The sequence below is a fragment of the Leclercia sp. W17 genome, from assembly GCF_003336325.1.
Classification (GTDB): Bacteria; Pseudomonadota; Gammaproteobacteria; order Enterobacterales; family Enterobacteriaceae; genus Enterobacter.
Map to the genome: position 1 here is coordinate 360,920 of NZ_CP031101.1, position 21,434 is coordinate 382,353.

The 21,434-nt window shown below is 57.3% G+C and carries 19 protein-coding genes and 1 pseudogene; 13 read left to right on the forward strand and 7 right to left on the reverse strand.

Annotation, left to right across the window (positions count from 1 at the left end; all coding sequences use genetic code 11):
* Nucleotides 1–12 precede the first annotated feature (12 nt).
* Nucleotides 13–2,148 carry an intracellular growth attenuator family protein gene (locus DVA44_RS01720; protein WP_114385613.1) on the reverse strand — a complete coding sequence of 712 codons (2,136 nt, stop codon included), beginning with the start codon at nucleotides 2,146–2,148 and terminating at the stop codon, nucleotides 13–15.
* Between the two features lie 322 nt (nucleotides 2,149–2,470).
* On the opposite strand from DVA44_RS01720, the gene nudE reads away from it, so the two are divergent.
* Nucleotides 2,471–3,031: an ADP compounds hydrolase NudE gene (gene nudE, locus DVA44_RS01730; RefSeq protein ID WP_039031517.1), complete on the forward strand. Its 561-nt coding sequence runs from the start codon at nucleotides 2,471–2,473 to the stop codon at nucleotides 3,029–3,031.
* A gap of 39 nt (nucleotides 3,032–3,070) precedes the next feature.
* On the opposite strand, the gene mrcA is transcribed toward nudE, so the two are convergent.
* Nucleotides 3,071–5,623, reverse strand: coding sequence for a peptidoglycan glycosyltransferase/peptidoglycan DD-transpeptidase MrcA (gene mrcA, locus DVA44_RS01735; RefSeq protein WP_103824811.1), 2,553 nt, complete (start codon nucleotides 5,621–5,623; stop codon nucleotides 3,071–3,073).
* Nucleotides 5,624–5,743: 120 nt separating this feature from the next.
* Here mrcA and DVA44_RS01740 point away from each other — a divergent pair, with 120 nt between their 5' ends.
* The 12 genes and pseudogenes from DVA44_RS01740 to trpS all read left to right on the forward strand — a co-directional run bounded on the left by DVA44_RS01740 (nucleotide 5,744) and on the right by trpS (nucleotide 15,724).
* Entirely contained in the window at nucleotides 5,744–6,532 is a 789-nt protein-coding gene (locus DVA44_RS01740) for a DNA utilization protein HofM (RefSeq protein ID WP_114385614.1), read from the forward strand.
* On the forward strand, nucleotides 6,529–7,068 hold the full coding sequence (locus DVA44_RS01745; RefSeq protein ID WP_114385615.1) for a PilN domain-containing protein: 540 nt from the start codon (nucleotides 6,529–6,531) through the stop codon (nucleotides 7,066–7,068). Before DVA44_RS01740 ends, DVA44_RS01745 begins: the two co-directional genes overlap by 4 nt.
* Nucleotides 7,052–7,513: a HofO gene (locus tag DVA44_RS01750; protein WP_114385616.1), complete on the forward strand. Its 462-nt coding sequence runs from the start codon at nucleotides 7,052–7,054 to the stop codon at nucleotides 7,511–7,513. Before DVA44_RS01745 ends, DVA44_RS01750 begins: the two co-directional genes overlap by 17 nt.
* Nucleotides 7,514–7,550: 37 nt before the next feature.
* A pseudogene (locus DVA44_RS01755) lies at nucleotides 7,551–7,898 on the forward strand (HofP DNA utilization family protein).
* Nucleotides 7,813–9,048 carry a DNA uptake porin HofQ gene (gene hofQ, locus DVA44_RS01760; protein WP_114385617.1) on the forward strand — a complete coding sequence of 412 codons (1,236 nt, stop codon included), beginning with the start codon at nucleotides 7,813–7,815 and terminating at the stop codon, nucleotides 9,046–9,048. The pseudogene DVA44_RS01755 and the gene hofQ overlap by 86 nt, the downstream one beginning before the upstream one ends.
* Before the next feature lie 296 nt (nucleotides 9,049–9,344).
* Nucleotides 9,345–9,866 (forward strand): shikimate kinase AroK, encoded by a 522-nt coding sequence (gene aroK / locus DVA44_RS01770; RefSeq protein ID WP_003861630.1) that lies wholly within the window; start codon nucleotides 9,345–9,347, stop codon nucleotides 9,864–9,866.
* Between the two features lie 58 nt (nucleotides 9,867–9,924).
* Nucleotides 9,925–11,013, forward strand: coding sequence for a 3-dehydroquinate synthase (aroB, locus tag DVA44_RS01775; RefSeq protein ID WP_103177302.1), 1,089 nt, complete (start codon nucleotides 9,925–9,927; stop codon nucleotides 11,011–11,013).
* Nucleotides 11,014–11,105: 92 nt separating this feature from the next.
* Nucleotides 11,106–12,374, forward strand: coding sequence for a cell division protein DamX (gene damX / locus DVA44_RS01780; protein ID WP_114385618.1), 1,269 nt, complete (start codon nucleotides 11,106–11,108; stop codon nucleotides 12,372–12,374).
* A gap of 67 nt (nucleotides 12,375–12,441) precedes the next feature.
* A complete protein-coding gene (dam, locus tag DVA44_RS01785) occupies nucleotides 12,442–13,254 on the forward strand; it encodes an adenine-specific DNA-methyltransferase (RefSeq protein WP_103824818.1) in 813 nt (270 codons plus the stop codon).
* Between the two features lie 41 nt (nucleotides 13,255–13,295).
* A complete protein-coding gene (rpe, locus tag DVA44_RS01790; protein ID WP_114316526.1) occupies nucleotides 13,296–13,973 on the forward strand; it encodes a ribulose-phosphate 3-epimerase in 678 nt (225 codons plus the stop codon).
* A complete protein-coding gene (gene gph, locus DVA44_RS01795; protein WP_114316527.1) occupies nucleotides 13,966–14,727 on the forward strand; it encodes a phosphoglycolate phosphatase in 762 nt (253 codons plus the stop codon). Before rpe ends, gph begins: the two co-directional genes overlap by 8 nt.
* Nucleotides 14,720–15,724, forward strand: coding sequence for a tryptophan--tRNA ligase (trpS, locus tag DVA44_RS01800; protein ID WP_114316528.1), 1,005 nt, complete (start codon nucleotides 14,720–14,722; stop codon nucleotides 15,722–15,724). Before gph ends, trpS begins: the two co-directional genes overlap by 8 nt.
* 92 nt (nucleotides 15,725–15,816) lie before the next feature.
* Here the strand turns inward: trpS and DVA44_RS01805 are convergent, their stop codons facing one another.
* From DVA44_RS01805 to nirB, 5 genes are all read right to left on the reverse strand, one after another.
* A complete protein-coding gene (locus DVA44_RS01805) occupies nucleotides 15,817–15,987 on the reverse strand; it encodes a YhfL family protein (protein WP_032614785.1) in 171 nt (56 codons plus the stop codon).
* A gap of 134 nt (nucleotides 15,988–16,121) precedes the next feature.
* Nucleotides 16,122–17,495 (reverse strand): siroheme synthase CysG, encoded by a 1,374-nt coding sequence (cysG, locus tag DVA44_RS01810; RefSeq protein ID WP_114385619.1) that lies wholly within the window; start codon nucleotides 17,493–17,495, stop codon nucleotides 16,122–16,124.
* 11 nt (nucleotides 17,496–17,506) lie between these two features.
* Nucleotides 17,507–18,316, reverse strand: coding sequence for a nitrite transporter NirC (nirC, locus tag DVA44_RS01815; RefSeq protein WP_114317174.1), 810 nt, complete (start codon nucleotides 18,314–18,316; stop codon nucleotides 17,507–17,509).
* Between the two features lie 159 nt (nucleotides 18,317–18,475).
* The gene (gene nirD / locus DVA44_RS01820) at nucleotides 18,476–18,802 is read right to left on the reverse strand and encodes a nitrite reductase small subunit NirD (RefSeq protein WP_103177294.1); all 327 of its coding nucleotides are present in this window, start codon (nucleotides 18,800–18,802) and stop codon (nucleotides 18,476–18,478) included.
* Complete coding sequence (gene nirB, locus DVA44_RS01825) at nucleotides 18,799–21,342, reverse strand: nitrite reductase large subunit NirB (protein ID WP_114385620.1); 2,544 nt, start codon at nucleotides 21,340–21,342, stop codon at nucleotides 18,799–18,801. The genes nirD and nirB overlap by 4 nt, the downstream gene beginning before the upstream one ends.
* Between the last annotated feature and the right edge of the window lie 92 nt (nucleotides 21,343–21,434).

Here is a 21,434-nt window from a genome sequence, read left to right on the forward strand (position 1 = left end):
CGCGCACAGAGGTTATCCGATCAGGCTCTCAGGGGTAGGAACCAGCTTCGGATTGAGGCAATTTTCGTAGTACTGCTGGATCTCCGCCAGGCGGGTGCGCGAGCGCTGGTAGCGGCGTAACGCCATCACGCCGTTCCAGATAATGCACACTACCATCGCCAGCATCAGCAGCGAGGTGGCAATGTAACGCCATAAAACGGCGCTATCCGGTATGCGGTGCAGCTCAATATGGCGGGTGCCATTGGCATCGGTAAAGATGCTCGTCACAATTCCTTCGGCGCTGAACGGCGTGCGCATCAGCATCTGCGCCAGTCGCTGAAACTCTCCCCACTGCTCCTGCGCCGGGTAGTCATACAGCGCCACTGGCGGGTAGGGCTGATCGACCAGATCGCTGCCTTCATCGCTGACGATCACAAAGCCGCCGGGAGCCGGGCTGTTAAGCGCCTGCGCGGCACGTGAGGTTTCGCGCATAACGAATGGCGCGGTAGAGGTGGCGACCAGGTTTTCCAGCGACTCGGCGCTCACCGGACGCAGCAGGACGTTAACACCATCAAGACGACCAGTCGTGGCACGTTTCACCAGCGCTTCCCAGTCTTTGCTGTTGCCGAGGTTCACCAGCGCGTTCTTCAGCCTGACGCACTCATCCGCCTCCGCGCACAGCTCCTGGGTCTTCAGTACGATATCGCCAAAATCATCCAGCAGGATCATGCCCGATTTCTGAATGGCGGAGCGTAACGCCGGGCTAACGCGCGTAACATCTTCCGGTTGAGGATGGAGCTGGCGGCTCAGGGCCTGGGTCAGCGCCGTGGCTTTGTTAACAATGTCTGATTCCGGCAGCGGCAGCGGGGCTGCGTCATTCCAGATCAGCTGCGAGCAGTCAAAGGGGGCAAAAGGCGAGCTCTGGCGGGCGTTCCAGTTGCCCGGCGCGTGGATATTACACATCCCCGTTCCCTTCAGATTCAGCGTATCGCCGACGCGCACCCCGGCGTTTTCAAGCTCCCCAACGCTGGTGGCCTCGATGGTCTGGGCGCCTTTGATCCACGACAGGGTAAATTTGATCGGCATATCCAGCGGTACGAGGAAAATCAGCATTGCCAGCACCAGCCCGGCGCCACCGGCAATCACCGTGCTGCGCAACCAGTGCTGCAGCGGGAAGTTTTTCACCTCGTCATGCAGGGATAAATAACGTCCCTGGCGCACCACATGCCTGTCCAGATAGATATCAACATCGGTCTTTTGCCCTAAATCCTGGGCCAGCCACGGCTGCCAGTGGCGCGGGTAGATCAGGTCAATAATGCCCATTGAGATGTTGTTGACGTGATCCTGATCGTTCTCGCCAAAGAGACCCCAGCGCTTTGGCGTCCCGCGCAGGCAGTGGATCTCACGCAGCGCGTTTTTCGCTGGCGGGGCAAATAATCCCCATAAACCCGCCGCCAGCAGCAGCACGCCGCCACCAGCAAGCCAGGGGACAAAAACATCCGGACTCAGCAGGCAGAAGAAGAACAGCAGGAAGGCGGCGACAATCAGCAGCGCTTCACGAATGCCATCCGGGCGGCTGAGGGCATACTCTTCGTGGGTCTCCTGACGAATGTTCAGCAGTTCGATCTGCTCTGTCTCTTCGCCACGAATTGACGCCTGGGTTGAGCTGACGTGTTCCAGCGCCAGATGCGGCGCTTCCTGGACATACTCGGCGATGGAGTGGCCGTTCAGGGTAATCACCAGCGGGATAGCGTCGGTGTGGATCAGCTCAACGCTGTTTTCGTCATTGATGTACTGCTCCCAGAACGGCGGCAGATGCACTTCGACGGAGTCGAGGTAGTAGCGCCATTTATTGGGATCGTCTGTGGTAATGCCATAGCGGGTAATGGAGCGCGTCAGGCAGAGCACGGTATTGCTCTCGGCATTCAGGCTTAACGAGACCGGAGCCGCGCTGGCGCCTGTTGCAGGCATTTGCTGGATGCGGTTAAACGACTCGAGATATTGCTCAATCGCGCTGCGTTCTTCTGCGGTGAGTTTGCGTGTGCTCGCCCCGGTAAAGGCGTTGAGATAAGGCAGGCGATATCGACGCTGCGATCGACGTCTGAACCACCACCCTGCAATTAATGCGCAGGCCAGCATAGCAGCGATAATTATTAAAATGGTGCTCATGCTTTCCCCATCTTACTTTTCTTACAGGTGTAGTCAGTAGCACCTTTAACAGTGAATGCGTGTCTGTGGTTGGCTATCGGCATGTAAGGCGTTGAACTTGAGCAATTTGAAGCGCATCCCAGTGTTCGCTGATGATAGCAAAGGCAACCGTGGCGGAATATCAGCAAATTCCTGGAATAATTTCAACCTATTGACTTTTGTGTTGAAATGCGTAATGAATCTGATTAGGTTGCATAAATGTAAATAAACCGCGAAGGACATTGCCGAAACCGTGCGGCATATCGCACAATGAGGTCTGTTCACCCAGCAAAGACCCGTCAAAATGAGCAAACCCTTACAAAAGCCCACCATCCTGAATGTTGAGACTGTCGCCAAATCGCGGCTGTTTAACGTTGAGAGCGTGGATCTGGAGTTCAGTAACGGCGTGCGCCGCGTCTACGAGCGTATGCGTCCCTCCACACGCGAAGCCGTCATGATTGTGCCTATTGTCGACGAGCATCTGATCCTGATCCGTGAATACGCGGTGGGAACGGAATCTTACGAGCTGGGCTTCTCCAAGGGACTTATCGATCCCGGCGAGTCGGTTTATGAAGCCGCCAACCGTGAACTGAAAGAAGAGGTGGGCTTTGGTGCGAAGGAGCTTACTTTCCTGAAAAAGCTCAGCATGGCCCCCTCCTATTTCTCCAGCAAAATGAATATCGTGCTGGCGGAAGATCTCTATCCTGAATCGCTGGAAGGTGATGAACCTGAGCCGCTGCCGCAGGTACGCTGGCCGCTGGCGCATCTGATGGATCTGCTGGAAGAGCCCGATTTTAACGAAGCCCGGAACGTAAGCGCACTGTTTCTGGTGCGGGAGTGGCTGAAAGGGCAGGGAAGACTATAGCGGAAAATTCCCCCCTCCACCGGGAAGGGGGGAGACATATCAGAAGAGCTCTTGCGTTTCGCCGTTATCTATCAACGTTGTACCCACCTCATGCACCACCTGATGCGTTGGCTGCGTACCTTCGATGAAATACTCCTCACGACTGTTACCACCGTTAGCGAGCTGACCGCTGTAGCGATCGATATTGACCGTTACGATGCCCGGCGGTGGCGTAAGTGGTTCTTCCGGTACGCCATCAAGAACGATCTTCATAAAGGCATCCCACGCGGGCTGCGCGCTTTTGGCTCCGCCCTCGTAACCGGAGATCTGATCTTTAATCGCCCCGGAGGCCGTGGTACGCCCTAAATCACGACGGTGATCGTCAAAGCCGATCCACACCGAGGTGACCGCACCCGGGCCATAACCCGAGAACCAGGCATCTTTGGAGCTGTTGGTGGTGCCGGTTTTGCCGCCAATATCCTTGCGCTGCAAATCACGACCGGCACGCCAGCCTGTACCCTGCCAGCCCGGTTCACCAAAGATGTTGCTGTTCAGCGCGCTCTTGATCAGGAACGCCAGCGGAGTGTTAATCACGTGCGGGGCGTACTCCTGAGCGCCAGTCTGGGCGACCAGCGCCTGGTTCGCCTGCTGGAGCTGTGGCATCGGCACCGCCGCATTTTGCCGCTCCTGTGAAATGGCGACATCTTCCATGTCCTGGTTGTTCAGCGCGTCTGACTTAGGCGTATCGCCATAGATGACGGGAATATCACACTCGGCGCAGGCGATCTTCGGCTTGGCCTCAAACAGTACGCCGCCCTGATCGTTCTCGATTTTGCTGATGAAGAACGGATCGACCAGGAAGCCGCCGTTGGCCATCACCGCATAACCGCGGGCCACCTGTAGCGGGGTAAACGACGCGGAGCCCAGCGCCAGCGACTCGGTATGCACGATATTCTGCGCCGGGAAGCCGAAGCGCTGCAGATACTCCGCCGCATAATCGACGCCCATAGCACGCATGGCGCGCACCATCACCACGTTCTTCGACTGCCCCAGTCCCTGACGCAGGCGAATCGGGCCGGCGTATTCTGCCGGTGAGTTTTTTGGCCGCCAGTCGGAACCGGCCCCGGCATCCCAGCGGGAGATTGGCACGTCATTGAGAATACTGGCGAGGGTCAGCCCCTTGTCCATTGCCGCGGTGTAGAGGAACGGTTTGATATTGGAACCGACCTGACGCAGCGCCTGAGTGGCACGGTTAAACTTGCTCTGATTGAAGTCGAAGCCGCCCACCAGCGCCAGAACCGCACCGTTATGCGGGTCGATAGAGACCAACGCCGAGTTAACGTCCGGGATCTGTCCCAGCCACCAGGCGTCGTTAACCTGGCGCACCCAGATTTGCTGGCCCACCTGTACGACGTCGGTCACTTTGCGTGGCGTCGCGCCCTGCTGTGTATCAGAGCGGTACGGACGTGCCCAGCGTACCCCTTCCATCCGCAGCGACACGGAGGTGCCGTCGGCGAGCATCGCCGTGGCTTCCTGCGGATTGGCCTGGGTCACCACCGCCGCCACGAAGGGCCCATAGCCCGGAAGCGGCTTCAGGGTGTCGGTGATTTTTTTACTGCTCCAGGCGGATTCACCCACCTTCCACAGCACGTTTGACGGGCCGCGGTAGCCGTGGCGCATATCGTAATCTATGACGTTGTTACGCACCGCCTGCTGCGCGCCCTGCTGGATGTTGCGGCTGATGGTGGTGTAGACGCGGTAACCATCCTCGTAGGCCTGTTCGCCGTAGCGGGAGACCATCTCCTGGCGAACCATCTCGCTGAGATAGGGGGCGGAGAAGGCAATTTCCGGCGCGTGATAGTTGGCATCAATCACCTCACTGCGCGCCTGATCGTACTGCGTCTGGCTGATATAGCCCTCGCTCAGCATACGCGACAGCACCACGTTGCGACGTGCGGTAGCGCGATCCAGCGAGTAGAGCGGGTTGAAGGTGGAAGGCGCCTTCGGCAGACCGGCGATGGTCGCCATTTCACTCAGGGTCAGCTGTTCGATGGATTTACCGAAATAGACCTGCGCCGCCGCACCCACGCCATAGGCGCGGTAGCCGAGATAGATCTTGTTGAGGTAGAGCTCGAGGATCTCATCTTTATTCAGCAGCTGCTCAATGCGGATCGCCAGGAACACTTCCTTAATCTTACGCATCAGCGTTTTTTCAGGGCTCAGGAAGAAGTTACGCGCCAGCTGCTGGGTGATGGTACTCGCCCCCTGCGAAGCATGGCCGGAGAAGAGCGCCACGCTTGCGGCACGGAAAATCCCCACCGGGTCGACGCCGTGGTGCTCATAAAAGCGGCTATCTTCTGTGGCAATAAAGGCTTTCACCATTACTGGCGGAATTTGATTCAGCGTCAGCGGGATACGCCGCTTTTCGCCGTACTGGGCAATCAGCTCGCCGTCGGCGCTATAAACCTGCATCGGGATCTGAAGGCGTACGTCACGAAGCGTAGCGACATCAGGCAGTTGCGGCTCAATATATTTGTACAAACCAAAAATCGAGCCTGCTCCAAGCAGAATGCAACAGACTGCAAGGATCAATAAATACTTTACGAACTTCACTGGAGATTTCCCATTTAGTTTGAACTGGGCAGTTTCTAAACAATCGCGCGGTAGTATAAAGGCAAGCCTGTAGCATTGATATAGCCGTTATCCCCCCGGACGATAAGGAGATCGTGAAACATGGTATTTAAAACATGGCGAACAGGCGTTCATATTCAACAGGATAAGGTACTGGCCGTCGCGCTGGTACGCAGAAAGTCGGGCTGGGGGCTGCGCCGCTGGTGGCAGCTCCCCCTGGCGGAGGGCATTATCCGCGACGGGCAAATTCTTCAGCCCGAACAACTGGCTGCAGCGCTGCGCGAGTGGCGGCAATGGCTGCCTTATCAGCATCAGGTACTTCTCGCCTTTCCGGCCGCACGCACCCTGCAACGCACCTTTCCGCGCCCGGCGATAACCCTGCGCGACAGCGAAGAGACGGCCTGGATTGGCGCGGCCTTGAGCCGCGAGCTGGAGATGGCATCCGATGCCCTGCGTTTTGATTATGCGGAAGATACGTTCAGCCAGGGGTATCAGGTTACCGCGGCACAAAATAAAGAGATCGCCACGCTGCTAGATCTGGCCCGGGTGTTGCGTCTGCGGCTGACTGCGATCACACCCGATGCCGGGGCGCTGGCCCATTTTCTGCCTTTTGTACACGCGCCTGCCCAGTGCGTTGCCTGGCGCGATCGGGATCAATGGCTATGGGCAATGCGTCACCAGTGGGGCAGGCGTGGGCTGGCGGAGGCGCCCGATGTTGAAAGCCTTGCAGCCCTGCTGGCGCTAGGGGTTGAGGAGATCGCCTGCTGCGATATGCGCAGTTTCGACCCCTGGAACGTGTTGTCCCACCGGCAACCGCCGCTGCCTGAAAATGGCGCGGATTTTAGCGTCGCACTGGCGTTAGCGCTGGCGACGGAAGGCTATGCGCGATGAGCGCGGCCAACCTGCTGCCGTGGCGTCAGCAACAAAAACGCCACTGCCTGCGCTTCTGGGGCTTGCTGTTCACCGGCTCGCTGCTGGTAACGCTGGGGCTCTGGACCGCCCGGCGGGCCGACGCCCCGCTGCAGGCGCAGGTTTTCGCGCAGCGACAGGCCAGCGATGTGGCGCTGAGGCAGGCGCTGGCGCAGCGGCAAAAGCAGTGGACGGCGCGTATTGTTCAGCGCCAGCAACAGCAGATTTGGGCGCAAAAAAAAGCGCAGACGGAGGCCTGGCAGACGATCCTCATCGCCCTGGCCCGCGCCCTGCCGGAGCAGGCATGGCTGGCGCAGCTTCGTTTCCAGCACTCCACGCTCTCCCTGAGTGGATCCGCCGCCACGTTACCGGCGCTTGCGGCGCTGGAGACGGCGCTACGCCAGCTGCCGGGGTTTACCCCTACCACGCCCGGCGAGATGCGCCAGGACGCACAGGGGCGCTGGCAATTTAGCTGGGCGCTGACCCGCAAGGAGGAGGCTGATGCGGATCCCTCCTGACATCTGGTACGGGTTGTCCCCGCGCTGGCGCTGGCTGTGCTGGGGCCTCAGCTCAGGGCTGATGCTGCTCTGTGTGCTCGGGGGGCAGCTACGCATGCAGCAGCAACAGCTCGCCACGCACCAGGCTCAGCACGCGCGTGACGCGGCGATCAACGGCCGCTTATGGACCGCGGTGCGTAAGCTCTCGCCCGTTGAGGAGGCGCCATCGTCCGTGGCGTTGCGCCCCTTTTCACCGCTGGAGTTCGATACCGGTGAGCTACACATGGTGCGCTGGCAGCCCGTCAATGCGGGAGGCGAACTGGTGGTCGAGGCGGTATGGGGGCAGATACCCGGGCTGTTTGCCACTCTCGCCCAACGCGATGTGGCGGTGGCGCGTTTTACGCTCCAGCCAGAACAGCAAAAGCTGCGCCTCACCCTGCAACTGGAGCGCCAGAATGCGGGTTAGCCGTGGCGTACTGCTTCTGCTGCCGCTTCTTCTCGGCATGCGCGATCCGTTTCAGGCTCCGGTGTCACGCTGCCCCAACGCAGCCCTGAGCCAGTGGCGTTATGCCGGGCTAGTATCCGGCGCGGTGCCGGTAGGCATCGTCAGGGATGAAAAGTCCCGCTGGTTGCGGGTGCGTCGCGGCGACACGCTGCCCCAGGGCTGGCAGGTAAGGGTGCTGAATGAAAAGTAGTTGGTCATCGACACGTCTGAGGCGTGTGAACCGCCGTTATGGCGATGGCAACGACAAGGAACGAAACAGGATGAAAAGAGGGATGGTGGCATTACTACTGATCGGCGGCCAGACGCTGGCAGCGGAACCGTTGGCCGTGAATCTGGTCGTGGATGATGTGCCGGTCGCCCAGCTTCTGCAGGCCCTGGCGGAGCAGGAGAACCGCAATATGATTATTGCACCAGACGTGAGCGGCAATGTCTCTTTGCGTCTGCAAAAGGTGCCCTGGTTACAGGCGATACAGACGGTGGTGACCAGCGCCGGGCTGGTGATGCGCCAGCAGGAGGGCATCTTTTATATCCACAGCGCCGCCTGGCAACAGCAACAGCAGGCCAGAAAAGAGGCGGAGCGCGCTAAGCGTCAGCTCAGTGTGCCGCTGGAGGCGCGCAGTTTTTCTCTCTCCTATGCGGATGCGGGCGATCTCAGGCAGGCTGCCGAAAAGCTCCTCAGCCCAAAAGGCAGCCTTGCGGTGGACAAACGCACTAACCGTCTGCTGGTGCGCGACAGCCGGGCTGCGCTGGATGCGTTACAGCACTGGGTGGAGCAGATGGATCTGCCGGTAGCCCAGGTCGAGTTGGCGGCACACATTGTCAGCATGAGTGAAAAAAGCCTGCGGGAGCTGGGCGTGAAGTGGAGCCTGGCGCAGGCGCAGCAGCCTGGTAAGCCCGGAGAGCTGACGATACTCAACAGCGATCTTGCGGTGATCAACGCCACTACGCAGGTGGGTTTCACTATCGGCCGGATTAATGGCCGGTTGCTGGACATTGAGCTTTCCGCCCTGGAACAAAAACAGCAGGTGGATATTATTGCCAGCCCGCGTCTGCTGGCGTCGCACATGCAGCCTGCCAGCATTAAACAGGGGAGTGAAATTCCCTACCAGGTCTCCAGCGGAGAGAGCGGCGCGACGTCGGTGGAATTTAAAGAGGCGGTGCTGGGCATGGAGGTGACTCCGGTGGTGCTGGCCAACGGACGTGTACGCCTGAAGCTGCGCATCAGCGAGAACAGCCCGGGCCAGGTGCTGAAACAGGCCGACAGTGAAACCATGACGATAGACAAACAGGAGATCGAAACCCAGGTAGAGGTCAAAAGTGGTGAAACGCTGGCCTTAGGCGGAATTTTTTCTCAGAGACATAAAAGCGGGAGTGAAAATGTGCCAGGCTTGAGCCGTATCCCCATCCTGGGGCAGTTTTTTCGCCATCAGGGTAAAGACAACGAGCGCCGGGAATTAGTGGTTTTTATCACCCCTCGTCTGGTTACGACCTCCTGATATGCGGCAACGCCCCACGTGATTTTGCATTCTGTTTGTTGCAGATGTTTGACGTGGGGCATTAATTAGCATACAAGGAGTACCGATTTGAGAATCAGCCTACTCAATCTCACACCTTAACAACTTAAGCGGCAAGCAGGGTGATTTATTCTGTTGCCAAACAAGCTGGAGTATTGAGATAATTTTTAGTCTGACTCTCGCTCTATCGCATATGAGGTTTCAGTTCATGTCCTGTTACGCCAGGTGTCGGCGAAGCGGGTTTACCATTAACGAATAGTCTTAGTAGTACCGAAAAAATGGCAGAGAAACGCAATATCTTTCTGGTTGGGCCTATGGGTGCCGGCAAAAGCACTATTGGGCGCCAGTTAGCTCAACAACTCAATATGGAATTTTACGATTCTGATCAAGAGATTGAGAAACGAACCGGAGCTGATGTGGGCTGGGTCTTCGATGTAGAAGGCGAAGAGGGTTTCCGTGACCGAGAAGAAAAAGTTATCAATGAACTTACGGAAAAACAGGGCATTGTGCTGGCTACCGGCGGCGGCTCTGTAAAATCTCGCGAAACTCGCAACCGTCTCTCCGCCCGCGGTGTCGTGGTCTATCTCGAAACGACCATCGAAAAACAACTGGCGCGTACGCAGCGTGATAAAAAACGCCCGTTGCTGCAGGTTGAGACGCCTCCACGTGAAGTTCTGGAAGCGCTGGCTGATGAACGCAATCCCCTGTACGAAGAGATTGCTGACGTTACCATTCGCACAGACGATCAGAGCGCTAAAGTGGTCGCAAACCAGATTATTCATATGCTGGAAAGCAACTGATTCTGGCTTTATATATACTCGCCTGCGGGTAAAAAGTATTTAAGGTGGATGTCGCGCTATGGAGAGGATTACAGTCACTCTCGGTGAACGGAGTTACCCTATCACTATCGCGGCTGGTTTGTTTAACGACCCAGCTTCCTTCTTACCACTGAAAGCGGGTGATCAGGCAATGCTGGTCACCAATGAGACGCTGGCTCCGCTTTATCTCGACCGCGTACGTCAGCTGCTTGAACAGGCTGGCGTGAAGGTCGACAGTGTGATTCTGCCTGATGGCGAGCAGTATAAAAGCCTGACGGTACTTGATACCGTCTTCACCGCATTACTGCAAAAACCACACGGTCGCGACACAACACTGCTGGCATTAGGCGGCGGTGTTGTTGGCGATCTGACGGGGTTTGCGGCGGCAAGCTATCAGCGTGGCGTTCGTTTTATTCAGATTCCGACCACGCTGTTGTCGCAGGTTGACTCTTCTGTTGGCGGCAAAACCGCCGTAAACCATCCGCTTGGCAAAAACATGATTGGCGCGTTCTATCAGCCCGCGTCGGTGGTGGTGGATCTCGACTGTCTGCAAACGCTGCCGAAGCGCGAGCTGGCATCTGGCCTGGCGGAAGTGATCAAGTACGGCATTATTCTGGATGGCGAGTTCTTTAGCTGGCTTGAAGAGAATATGGACGCCTTATTGCGCCTGGATGGTCAGGCGATGGCGTACTGTATTCGCCGTTGTTGTGAACTGAAAGCAGAAGTGGTTGCCGCAGACGAGCGCGAAACAGGCTTACGTGCTTTACTGAATCTGGGGCACACCTACGGGCATGCTATCGAAGCCGAAATGGGCTACGGTAACTGGCTGCATGGCGAGGCCGTGGCGGCGGGGATGGTGATGGCCGCTCGCACCTCGGAGCGTCTGGGTCAGTTCAGCAAGGCGGATACACAACGCATTATCACGTTGCTTGAGCGTGCCGGGTTACCGGTGACGGGGCCGCGCGAAATGTCAGCGCAGGCCTATTTGCCGCACATGATGCGTGATAAAAAAGTATTAGCAGGCGAGATGCGTCTGGTACTCCCGCTTGCAATCGGAAAGAGTGAAGTTCGTGGCGGTGTGCCGCACGATGTCGTTCTTGGCGCTATTGCTGATTGCCAGCAAGCGTAACTATTAGAAAGGTCCGGCTGCGGTAATACGTAGCCATTTTGCTTCAGGTGATGTGCAAAGTCGTAGGCATAAGCCTTTTAGTGGGGTGTTAAATGGATGAATTCAAACCAGAAGACGAGCTGAAACCCGATCCCAGCGATCGTCGTACTGGTCGTACTCGCCAATCTTCAGAACGTGATAACGAGCCGCAAATCAACTTTGATGAGGTCGATCTGGACAATGACGATCCTCGTCCTTCGCGTGGCCGCGCCGCCCGCGACGAGCGTGAAGAAGAGGATTATGAGTCCGAAGATGATTCAATGGACGAAGCGCCCGTACAGCGTCGCCCGCGTAAGCGTAAGGCCGCTGCGGCGAAGCCCGCTTCCCGCCAGTATATTATGATGGGCCTGGGTGTGCTGGTCCTGCTGCTGCTGATTATCGGCGTCGGCTCCGCACTGAAAGCCCCGTCCACCTCGCCTGCTGAACAAACTGCTTCCGGCGAGAAGAGTATCGATCTTTCCGGCAGCGCTGCCGACCAGGCAAATGGCTCGCAGCCAGCGCCAGGCGCTACCTCCGCGGAGAATACGCAGCAGGAGATCTCTCTGCCGCCTGTTGCCTCCACGCCGACTCAGGGCCAGTCTCCGGCTACGCCTGAAGGCCAGCAGCGCGTTGAGGTTCAGGGCGATCTGAATAACGCCCTGACGCAGCCGCAGAGCGAGCAGCAGGTTAACAATGTGGTGGTGAACTCCACCCTGCCGACCGAGCCTGCGACCGTAGCGCCAATTCGTGGTGCTAACGGGCAACAGCAGACGGCGGCCGCAGAATCTGCGCCGCGTCAGACTAAACCTGCGCAGCATCAGGAGCGTAAGCAGGCGGTGATTGAGCCGAAGCGTGAAGTGAAGCCGCAGCCTGTTGCGAAAGCAGAAGCGCCAAAAGCAGCCGCGCAGCCGAAGCACACTGAAACGGCAACCAGCGCCCCGGCGAAAGCGCCTGCAACAACCGCGACGGCACCGAAAGCAACGCCAGCGCCGACCGCAACAGCATCGACGCCAGCGGCGAGCGCCCCGGCGGCTTCTGCCAGCACCGGTAAATCGACAGGGAACGTGAGTTCACTGAAATCTGCGCCGTCCACCAACTACACGTTGCAGCTGAGCAGCTCTTCCAGCTATGACAACCTCAACGGCTGGGCGAAAAAATCGAACCTGAAAAACTTTGTTGTCTACGAAACCACCCGTAACGGTCAGCCATGGTATGTGCTGGTAAGCGGTGTGTACTCATCGAAAGACGAAGCAAAACGCGCGGTTGCCACACTGCCAGCCGACGTTCAGGCGAAAAATCCGTGGGCGAAGCCGATCCGTCAGGTTCAGTCCGATTTGAAGTAATCTGTGAAGCGCAGGATGCTGTCGGAGCTTTCTCCACAGCCGGAGAAGGTGTAATCAGTTAGTCAGCATGAAAAAAAATCGCGCTTTTTTGAAATGGGCAGGGGGGAAATACCCCCTGCTCGATGATATTCAAAAACACCTGCCAGACGGCGAGTGTCTTGTCGAACCCTTTGTTGGTGCGGGCTCGGTATTTCTCAATACCAACTACACCCGCTACATCCTTGCGGATATCAACAGCGACCTGATCAGTCTTTACGAAATCGTAAAAGAGCGTACCGATGAGTACGTTGATGAGGCGCGCAAGCTCTTTACGCCAGAGAACAACACCCCGGACGTTTACTATCAGCATCGCACTGAGTTTAATCAGTGCCAGGATAAGTTCCGCCGTGCGCTGCTGTTCCTCTATCTTAATCGCCATGGCTACAACGGCCTGTGCCGGTATAACCTGCGTGGTGAATTTAACGTGCCGTTTGGACGCTACAAGCGCCCCTATTTCCCTCAGGCTGAGCTGTATCACTTTGCTGAAAAAGCGCAGAATGCGGAGTTCCATTGCCTCTCGTATGAAGAGTGCATGAACCTTGCTGACGCCAATTCGGTGGTTTACTGTGATCCACCGTACGCACCTCTGTCTGCTACGGCGAACTTTACCGCTTATCACACCAACAGCTTTAGTCCTGCCGAGCAGGCGCATCTGGCGGGGATGGCGGAAAAGCTGGTCAGCAAAAGTATCCCGGTGTTAATTTCGAATCACGATACGCCCGATACGCGCGAATGGTACAAGGCCGCGAAGCATTTTCAGGTCAAAGTCCGGCGCAGCATCAGCAGCAACGGCGGCACACGTAAAAAGGTGGACGAACTGCTGGCTCTCTATCTGCCCTGAGCCGTTTCGCCCGCCGTTAAACAAAGTTCAAGGAGATGCGGATGAAACAGTATTTGATTGCACCCTCAATTCTTTCGGCTGATTTTGCCCGGCTGGGCGAAGATACCGCGAAAGCACTGGCTGCCGGTGCGGATGTCGTTCATTTCGACGTTATGGATAACCACTACGTGCCTAACCTGACCATCGGCCCGATGGTCCTGAAGGCGCTGCGCAATTATGGCGTGACCGCACCCATTGACGTGCACCTGATGGTGAAACCGGTCGATCGCATCGTGCCGGATTTTGCCGCCGCAGGTGCCAGCATCATCACCTTCCATCCTGAAGCCTCCGAACACGTTGACCGTACGCTACAGCTGATCAAAGAGCACGGCTGTAAGGCGGGCCTGGTCTTCAATCCGGCCACACCGCTGAGCTACCTGGATTACGTCATGGACAAGCTGGACGTGATCCTGCTGATGTCCGTTAACCCGGGCTTTGGCGGGCAGTCTTTCATTCCGCAAACGCTGGATAAACTGCGGGAGGTACGTCGCCGTATCGACGAGTCTGGCTTTGATATCCGTCTCGAAGTGGATGGCGGCGTGAAGGTCAGCAATATCGGCGAAATCGCGGCGGCGGGGGCAGATATGTTTGTCGCGGGTTCGGCTATTTTCGATCAGCCGGACTACAAAAAAGTCATTGATGAAATGCGCAGTGAACTGGCGAAGGTAAGTCATGGATAATTTGCAGGCAATTCGGGGTGTTGCATTTGACCTCGACGGTACGCTGGTGGACAGCGCACCGGGTTTAACCGCGGCGGTCGATCAGGCGCTGTACGCGCTGGAACTGCCGGTGGCGGGCGAAGAACGTGTGGTAACGTGGATCGGTAACGGGGCCGACGTGCTGATGGAGCGCGCGCTGACCTGGGCGCGTCAGGAGCGTGCTGTTCAACGTGCGGCGCAGGGCAAACCGAGTGTCGATGATGCAGACATCCCCCAGGAAGAGCAGGTGCGTATCCTGCGTAAGCTGTTTAACCGTTTTTATGAAGAGACGGTGGAAGAGGGCAGCTTCCTGTTCCCGGATGTGGCCGCTACGCTGAGCGCGCTGCATGCTCAGGGTCTGCCGCTGGCGCTGGTGACCAACAAGCCGACGGCATTCGTCGCCCCACTGCTGGAGGCGCTCGATATCGCTCACTATTTCTCGGTTATTGTCGGCGGCGACGATGTGCAGAACAAGAAGCCGCATCCCGAACCGCTGCTGCTGGTGGCAGGAAAATTATCCTTAACGCCTGAAGCGCTACTCTTTGTGGGGGATTCGCGTAATGATATTCTGGCTGCCAGGGCCGCAGGCTGCCCTTCCGTTGGCCTGACCTATGGTTATAACTATGGTGAATCCATTACGCTGAGTGAGCCGGATTTTGTCTTCGACCACTTCAAAGATTTGTTGCCCGTTCTCGGGCTTTCGCACAGTGAAAATCAGGAATTGAAAAATGACTAAGCCCATCGTATTTAGTGGCGCACAGCCCTCAGGTGAACTGACCATTGGCAACTATATGGGTGCGCTGCGTCAGTGGGTCAGCATGCAGGATGAGTACGATTGCATTTACTGCATCGTGGATCTGCACGCTATCACCGCGCGTCAGGATCCTGAGAAACTGCGTAAGGCCACGCTGGATACGCTGGCGCTGTATCTGGCCTGCGGTATCGACCCGCAGAAAAGCACCATTTTCGTTCAGTCTCACGTGCCGGAGCATGCGCAGCTGGGCTGGGCCCTGAACTGCTACACCTATTTTGGCGAACTGAGCCGCATGACCCAGTTCAAGGACAAATCGGCCCGCTATTCTGAAAACATCAACGCCGGTCTGTTTGATTACCCGGTGCTGATGGCCGCTGACATTCTGCTGTACCAGACCAACCAGGTGCCGGTGGGTGAAGATCAGAAGCAGCATCTGGAGCTGAGTCGTGATATCGCCCAGCGCTTTAACGCGCTGTATGGTGATGTCTTCAAAGTGCCGGAGCCGTTTATTCCGAAGTCCGGTGCCCGCGTGATGTCCCTGCTGGAGCCGACTAAAAAGATGTCCAAGTCGGACGATAACCGCAATAACGTTATCGGTCTGCTGGAAGATCCGAAATCGGTGGTTAAAAAGCTCAAACGTGCGGTTACTGATTCAGATGAGCCGCCTGTGGTGCGTTATGACGTGCAGAACAAAGCGGGTGTCTCTAACCTGCTGGATATCCTCTCTGGCGTAACGGGCCGCACCATTCCGGAGCTGGAGCAGCACTTCGAAGGCAAAATGTACGGCCATCTGAAAGGTGAAGTGGCGGATGCGGTCTCCGGCATGCTGACCGAACTGCAGACGCGCTATCACCAGTTCCGCAATGACGAAGCCTTCCTGCAGAAGGTGATGAAAGAGGGCGCCGAGAAAGCCAGCGCACGTGCCTCTGAAACGCTGAAAGCGGTCTACGAAGCGATTGGATTTGTGGCGAAACCTTAAGCTTGTTTGCCGGGTGGCGGCTTCGCCTTACCCGGCCTACGGGAAATAAAAAAACCGGGAATTTCCCGGTTTTTTTATTTCCTGCGAAACGATTACTGATTTGCTGCCGGGCCGCAGCCACCGATGATCTTGGAAATAGAGATCGCCGGGTGGAGCAGGTAATCGTAGCTGCAGTTATTTTTGGTGTTTTGCACGTGGCCAGTACACGCCGTCAGGGTTGTTAAGATGCCTGCAACCAGGGCAATCTTTGCCAGTTTGAACATAACGCTTCCTTGTCTGTAACTTGAGGGAATATATAGAAAATGTGCTTTCGCGGAAGGTATGTTATCGGCAGCGTCAGGAGAGGAGTAGTCCATTACAGGACTACTCATTTAGCGGGGAATATGTTCAGCCTGGCTTAGTGGTTCGAAAACCAGTTGAGTTTGTCACGCAGCGCCACCACGCGACCCACCACGATCAGCGCCGGGCTTTCAACCTGCTGCGCCAGCTCGCCCAGTTGGGTTAACACGCCGCTGACCACGCGCTGTTTAATCGATGTGCCGTTTTCCACCAGCGCAACCGGCATTTCCGCATCCATGCCATGTTCCAGCAGTTTCGCCTGAATGGTCGCCGCCTGGTTCAGCCCCATATAGAAGACCAGAGTCTGTTTCTCTGCGGCCAGGTTGTGCCAGTCCAGTTCACTGCCTGTTTTCAGGTGGCCGGTCACCAGACGCACGCTCTGGGCGTAATCGCGATGGGTCAGCGGAATGCCGGAATAGGCGGAGCAGCCGGAGGCAGCGGTAATACCCGGCACCACCGAAAAGGGAATGCCCGCTTCGCACAGCGTCTCCAGCTCCTCGCCGCCGCGCCCGAAGATAAAGGGATCACCACCTTTCAGCCGCACCACGCGTTTACCCTTCTGGGCTTCACGCAGCAGGATCTGGTTAATCTCTTCCTGCGGAACGCAGTGATAACCGGCGCGCTTGCCGACAAACACCCGATCGGCATCCCGGCGCACCAGGTTCATAATGTCGTCAGAGACCAGGCGGTCATAGACCACGATATCCGCCTGCTGGATCTGCTGTAGCCCTTTCAGGGTTAACAGGCCGGCATCACCCGGACCGGCGCCCACCAGCACCACTTCGCCCCGGTGATCGAGCGGGGCATTGATCAGTTGCTCGGTGGTTTCATCCACGGCCTTTTGATCCTGATTCGCCAGCGACTGCGCCAGCCGGTCGTTCACAAAGAATTTTTCCCAGAAGCGGCGACGTTCGCCTACGGTGGCAAACTGCTTTTTCACACGGCTTCGCAGCTGCCCCGCATAGTGGGCCACCTGGCCTAAATGCTGCGGCAGAATGGCTTCCAGCTTTTCGCGTAGCAGGCGCGCCAGTACCGGCGAGGTGCCGCCGGAGGAGACGGCGACCATCAGCGGCGAGCGGTCGATAATCGACGGCATGATAAAACTCGCCTCTTTCGGCGCATCCACCACGTTGCAGAAGATTCGGCGAACTTCACAGGCGTCGCTGACGCGCTGGTTAACCGCATCATCGTCGGTGGCGGCGATGGTCAGCCAGCAGGTATCGAGCAGCGTTTCGTTGAACTCACCCTCAACGAGGGTGAGCATCCCTTCCTGCGCCCACACGGTGAATTGCGGGGCAAAGTCGAGGGCATTGACGGTAAGCCGGGCACCTGCGTCTAACAGCAGGCGGGCTTTGCGTTCAGCCACATCGCCACCACCTACAAGCAGGCAGTCACGATTGCGTAATTGACAGAATATTGGCAGGTGATCCACGACATTACCTCTTACTGGTTGGCTTTCGCCTGAACGGTTGCGATGGTTGCAGGAGTCGGACGCTCCGCTTTAGGGGTAGCATACCAGTAACCCCAACCCATAAATACAACCCCGGAAAGGGTATTGCCAAGCGTTACCCACAACAGGTTATGGCCAATACCTGACAGGGTATACGCTTCGCTGTGGTGACCGAACCAGGAGAGGGCAAACAGCGTCATGTTGGCGATGGAGTGTTCGTAGCCAGAGGCGATAAAGGCCAGCAGACACCACCAGATCGCGATGAACTTCGCGGCGCCTTCAGTACGGATTGCCATCCAGATAGCCAGGCAAACCAGCCAGTTACAGAGCGCGCCTTTAAAGAAGAGCACCATCGCCGGGGCGGTAGTTTTTGCCAGCGCGACGGTGTGCACGAGGCTGGTATCGACCGGCAGCAGGCTTCCGCCGCCCCAGCTATACAGCAGCGCGACAAACACCGAGCCCACCAGGTTACCGAGCCAGGTCTGCGGCAGAATGCCCCACATCTGGCCCTGAGTGATGGTGCCCGCTTTTACGCCGAGCGTCAGGAACATGGTGTGACCGGTGAACAGTTCAGAGCCAGCGATGATGACCAGGGTTAATGCGATCCCGAAGGTGGCGCCCATCACCAGCGGACGCACAGACGGGTCGACGAGGTTACCAAGAGTGAAAATTAAAATGATCCCCAGGCCGACATAGGCGCCCGCCATGGCGGAGCTGATCCAGAAGCCGAGAGGACTGTTTTTACTGAGGCGTGCAATCCGGGCAGCGTTAGCCGCACACTTATTGATGGTGTCTGTAAACATTTGATTATCCAGAATAGTAATGAAAGAAAGAATAAATACGTTGTAGGCCGGATAAGGAGCCTGCTCCGCCACCCGGCAACTGCCCGGCGGCGCAGCGCTTGCCGGGCCTACAACATCAAAATCAAAACAAATAGCGGGGGCATTGCGCCCCCGTTTCAATCAGCCTCGCAGCTGCACCTTGCCGTCCTTCACGCGAACGTCATAGTGCTTCACGGAGCGGGTTTCGTCTTCCATACAGTGGCCGTCGCTCAGGCGGAAACGCTGCTTTTTCAGCGGGCTGGCAACCCACAGCTCCCCCTGATGCTCAGCGATAATCCCACGGGAAAGCACGCTGGCCTCAAAGAACGGGTCGATATTGCTGATGGCAAAAACCTGTTCGTCGTGGCGCGGACGGAAAATGGCAACCTGTTCATGACCTAACAGCGCGCACACACCGGTGGCAGGCAGGATCTCGTCGATGTTGCAGATGTTTACCCACTGGCTCATACGTTTTCCTCCACCAGCATCACCGGAATACGTTCATACGGCGTTGCCGGGCGATGTTGCTCGCGCTCAGGCACGACCTGCACGCTCGGATCGCGCTGGTTGCTGTTGATAAAGTGTTTGAAGCGAACCTGCGCCGACGGGGTATTGACGGTTTCAGTCCATTCGCAAATCACGGCGTCGCGCAGGCGAGCCATCTCTTCTTCCAGCGTCGCGTTCAGGCCGAGCTTGTCGTCGATGATGACGGACTTCAGGTAGTCGATGCCGCCTTCCAGGTTATCCAGCCACGGCGCGGTACGGGTCAGTTTGTCCGCGGTACGGATGTAGAACATCATGAAGCGGTCGAGGTATTTAATCAGCGTTTCACGGTCGATATCCGCCGCCAGCAGATCCGCATGGCGTGGTTTCATCCCGCCGTTACCGCAGACGTACAGGTTCCAGCCTTTCTCAGTGGCGATGATACCCACATCTTTACCCTGCGCTTCGGCACATTCACGGGTACAGCCGGAGACGCCGAACTTCATTTTGTGCGGGGTGCGGATGCCTTTGTAGCGGTTTTCCAGCTCGACGCCGAAGCCGACGCTGTCGCCCACGCCGTAACGGCACCAGGTGCTGCCGACGCAGGTTTTCGCCATACGCAGCGCTTTGGCATAGGCATGACCGGTTTCGAAGCCCGCTTCAATCAGCTGACGCCAGATTTCCGGCAGGTCATCTTTCTGCGCACCGAACAGACCGATACGCTGGGAGCCGGTGATTTTGGTGTAAAGGTTAAACTCGCGGGCGATGCGGCCCACCGCCACCAGCCCTTCCGGGGTGATTTCGCCGCCGGCAGAGCGTGGGATCACCGAGTAGGTACCGTCTTTCTGGATGTTCGCCAGGAAGTTGTCGTTAGTGTCCTGCAGCGGCGTGTGCTGTGGTTTGAGCACATACTCATTCCAGCAGGAGGCCAGCAGAGAACCGACGGTCGGTTTACACACTTCACAGCCGTAACCCTGGCCATGTTTTTGCAGCAGCTCGTCGAAGGATTTGATGCCTTCAACGCGGATCAGGTGGTACAGCTCCTGGCGAGAGTAAGCGAAGTGCTCGCACAGGTTGTTGTTCACTTCGATACCCTGTTTCGCCAGCTCGGCGTTGAGCACCTGGGTCACCAGTGGGATACAGCCGCCGCAGCCGGTACCGGCTTTGGTTTCCGCTTTCAGCGCCGCCACGGTGTGGCAGCCTTTGTTGATGGCAGAAATCAGCATGCCTTTGGTGACATCGAAGCAGGAGCAAATTTGTGCGCTGTCGGGCAGCTTATCGACACCGATAGAAGGTTTGCCGCTGGCAGCATGAGCAGGCAGGATCAGCGCATCCGGGTTCTCCGGCAGTTCGATAGCGTTCAGCACCAGCTGCAGCAGGTTGCCGAAATCGCTGGTGTCGCCTACCAGCACCGCGCCGAGCAGGGTTTTGTTATCTTCGCTGACGATAAGACGTTTATAGACCTCTTTGCTTTCGTCGAGATAGACGTAGCTGCGGGAGTTTGGCGTACGGCCATGCGCATCGCCGATACCGCCCACGTCCACGCCCAGCAGCTTCAGCTTGGCGCTCATGTCCGCGCCTTCGAAGGCGTTTTCATTGCCGAGGATATGGTCAACGGCGACCTGCGCCATTTTGTAGCCAGGGGCGACCAGACCGTAGACGTGGTTTTCCCAGCTGGTGCACTCGCCGATGGCGTAGATATCCGGATCGGAGGTCTGGCAGGTAGAGTTGATCATGATGCCGCCACGCTGTGCAACCGCCAGGCCGCACTGGGTGGCCAGCTTGTCGCGCGGACGAATACCGGTAGAGAAGACAATAAAGTCGACTTCCAGCTCGCTACCGTCGGCGAAGCGCATGGTTTTACGCGCCTCGGTACCTTCCTGCACGATCTCTTTGGTATTTTTGCTGGTGTGAACTTTCACACCCATGCTCTCAATTTTGCGTTTGAGCTGCTCGCCACCCATGTGGTCAAGCTGCTCTGCCATCAGCATCGGGGCAAATTCGATGACGTGGGTTTCAACGCCTAAGTTCTTCAGTGCGCCAGCGGCTTCGAGGCCGAGCAGGCCGCCGCCAACCACCGCGCCACGTTTACTGCGACGGGCGCAGGATTCGATAGCGTTGAGATCTTCAATGGTGCGATAGACGAAGCAGTCCTGGGTTTCCGAGCCTTTGATCGGCGGGATCCACGGATAGGAGCCAGTCGCCATGATCAGCTTGTCGTAAAAAACCGTGCGTCCCGCACTGGAATGAATCACTTTTTCCTGACGGTTGATGGTGATAGCGCGCTCGCCCACCAGCACCTTCACGCCATGTTTCTCGTAAAAACCTTCGCGCACCAGAGAGAGCTCCTCGGCGGTGTGGTGAGAGAAATAGGAGGAGAGGTGCACGCGGTCGTACGCCTTACGGGGTTCTTCACAGAACACGGTAATGTCGAACTGGGCGGCATCGGCTTTATCGAGAAGATCCTCAATAAAGCGGTGACCGACCATGCCGTTACCGATAATAGCGAGTCTGACTTTGCTCATTTTTGCCTCGATTTCTTTTCTATTACTGCCTACCTTAACGATTCAGCAACGGCGCTTATTGATGCAAATCAAATACGCCTTCAACTACTCCT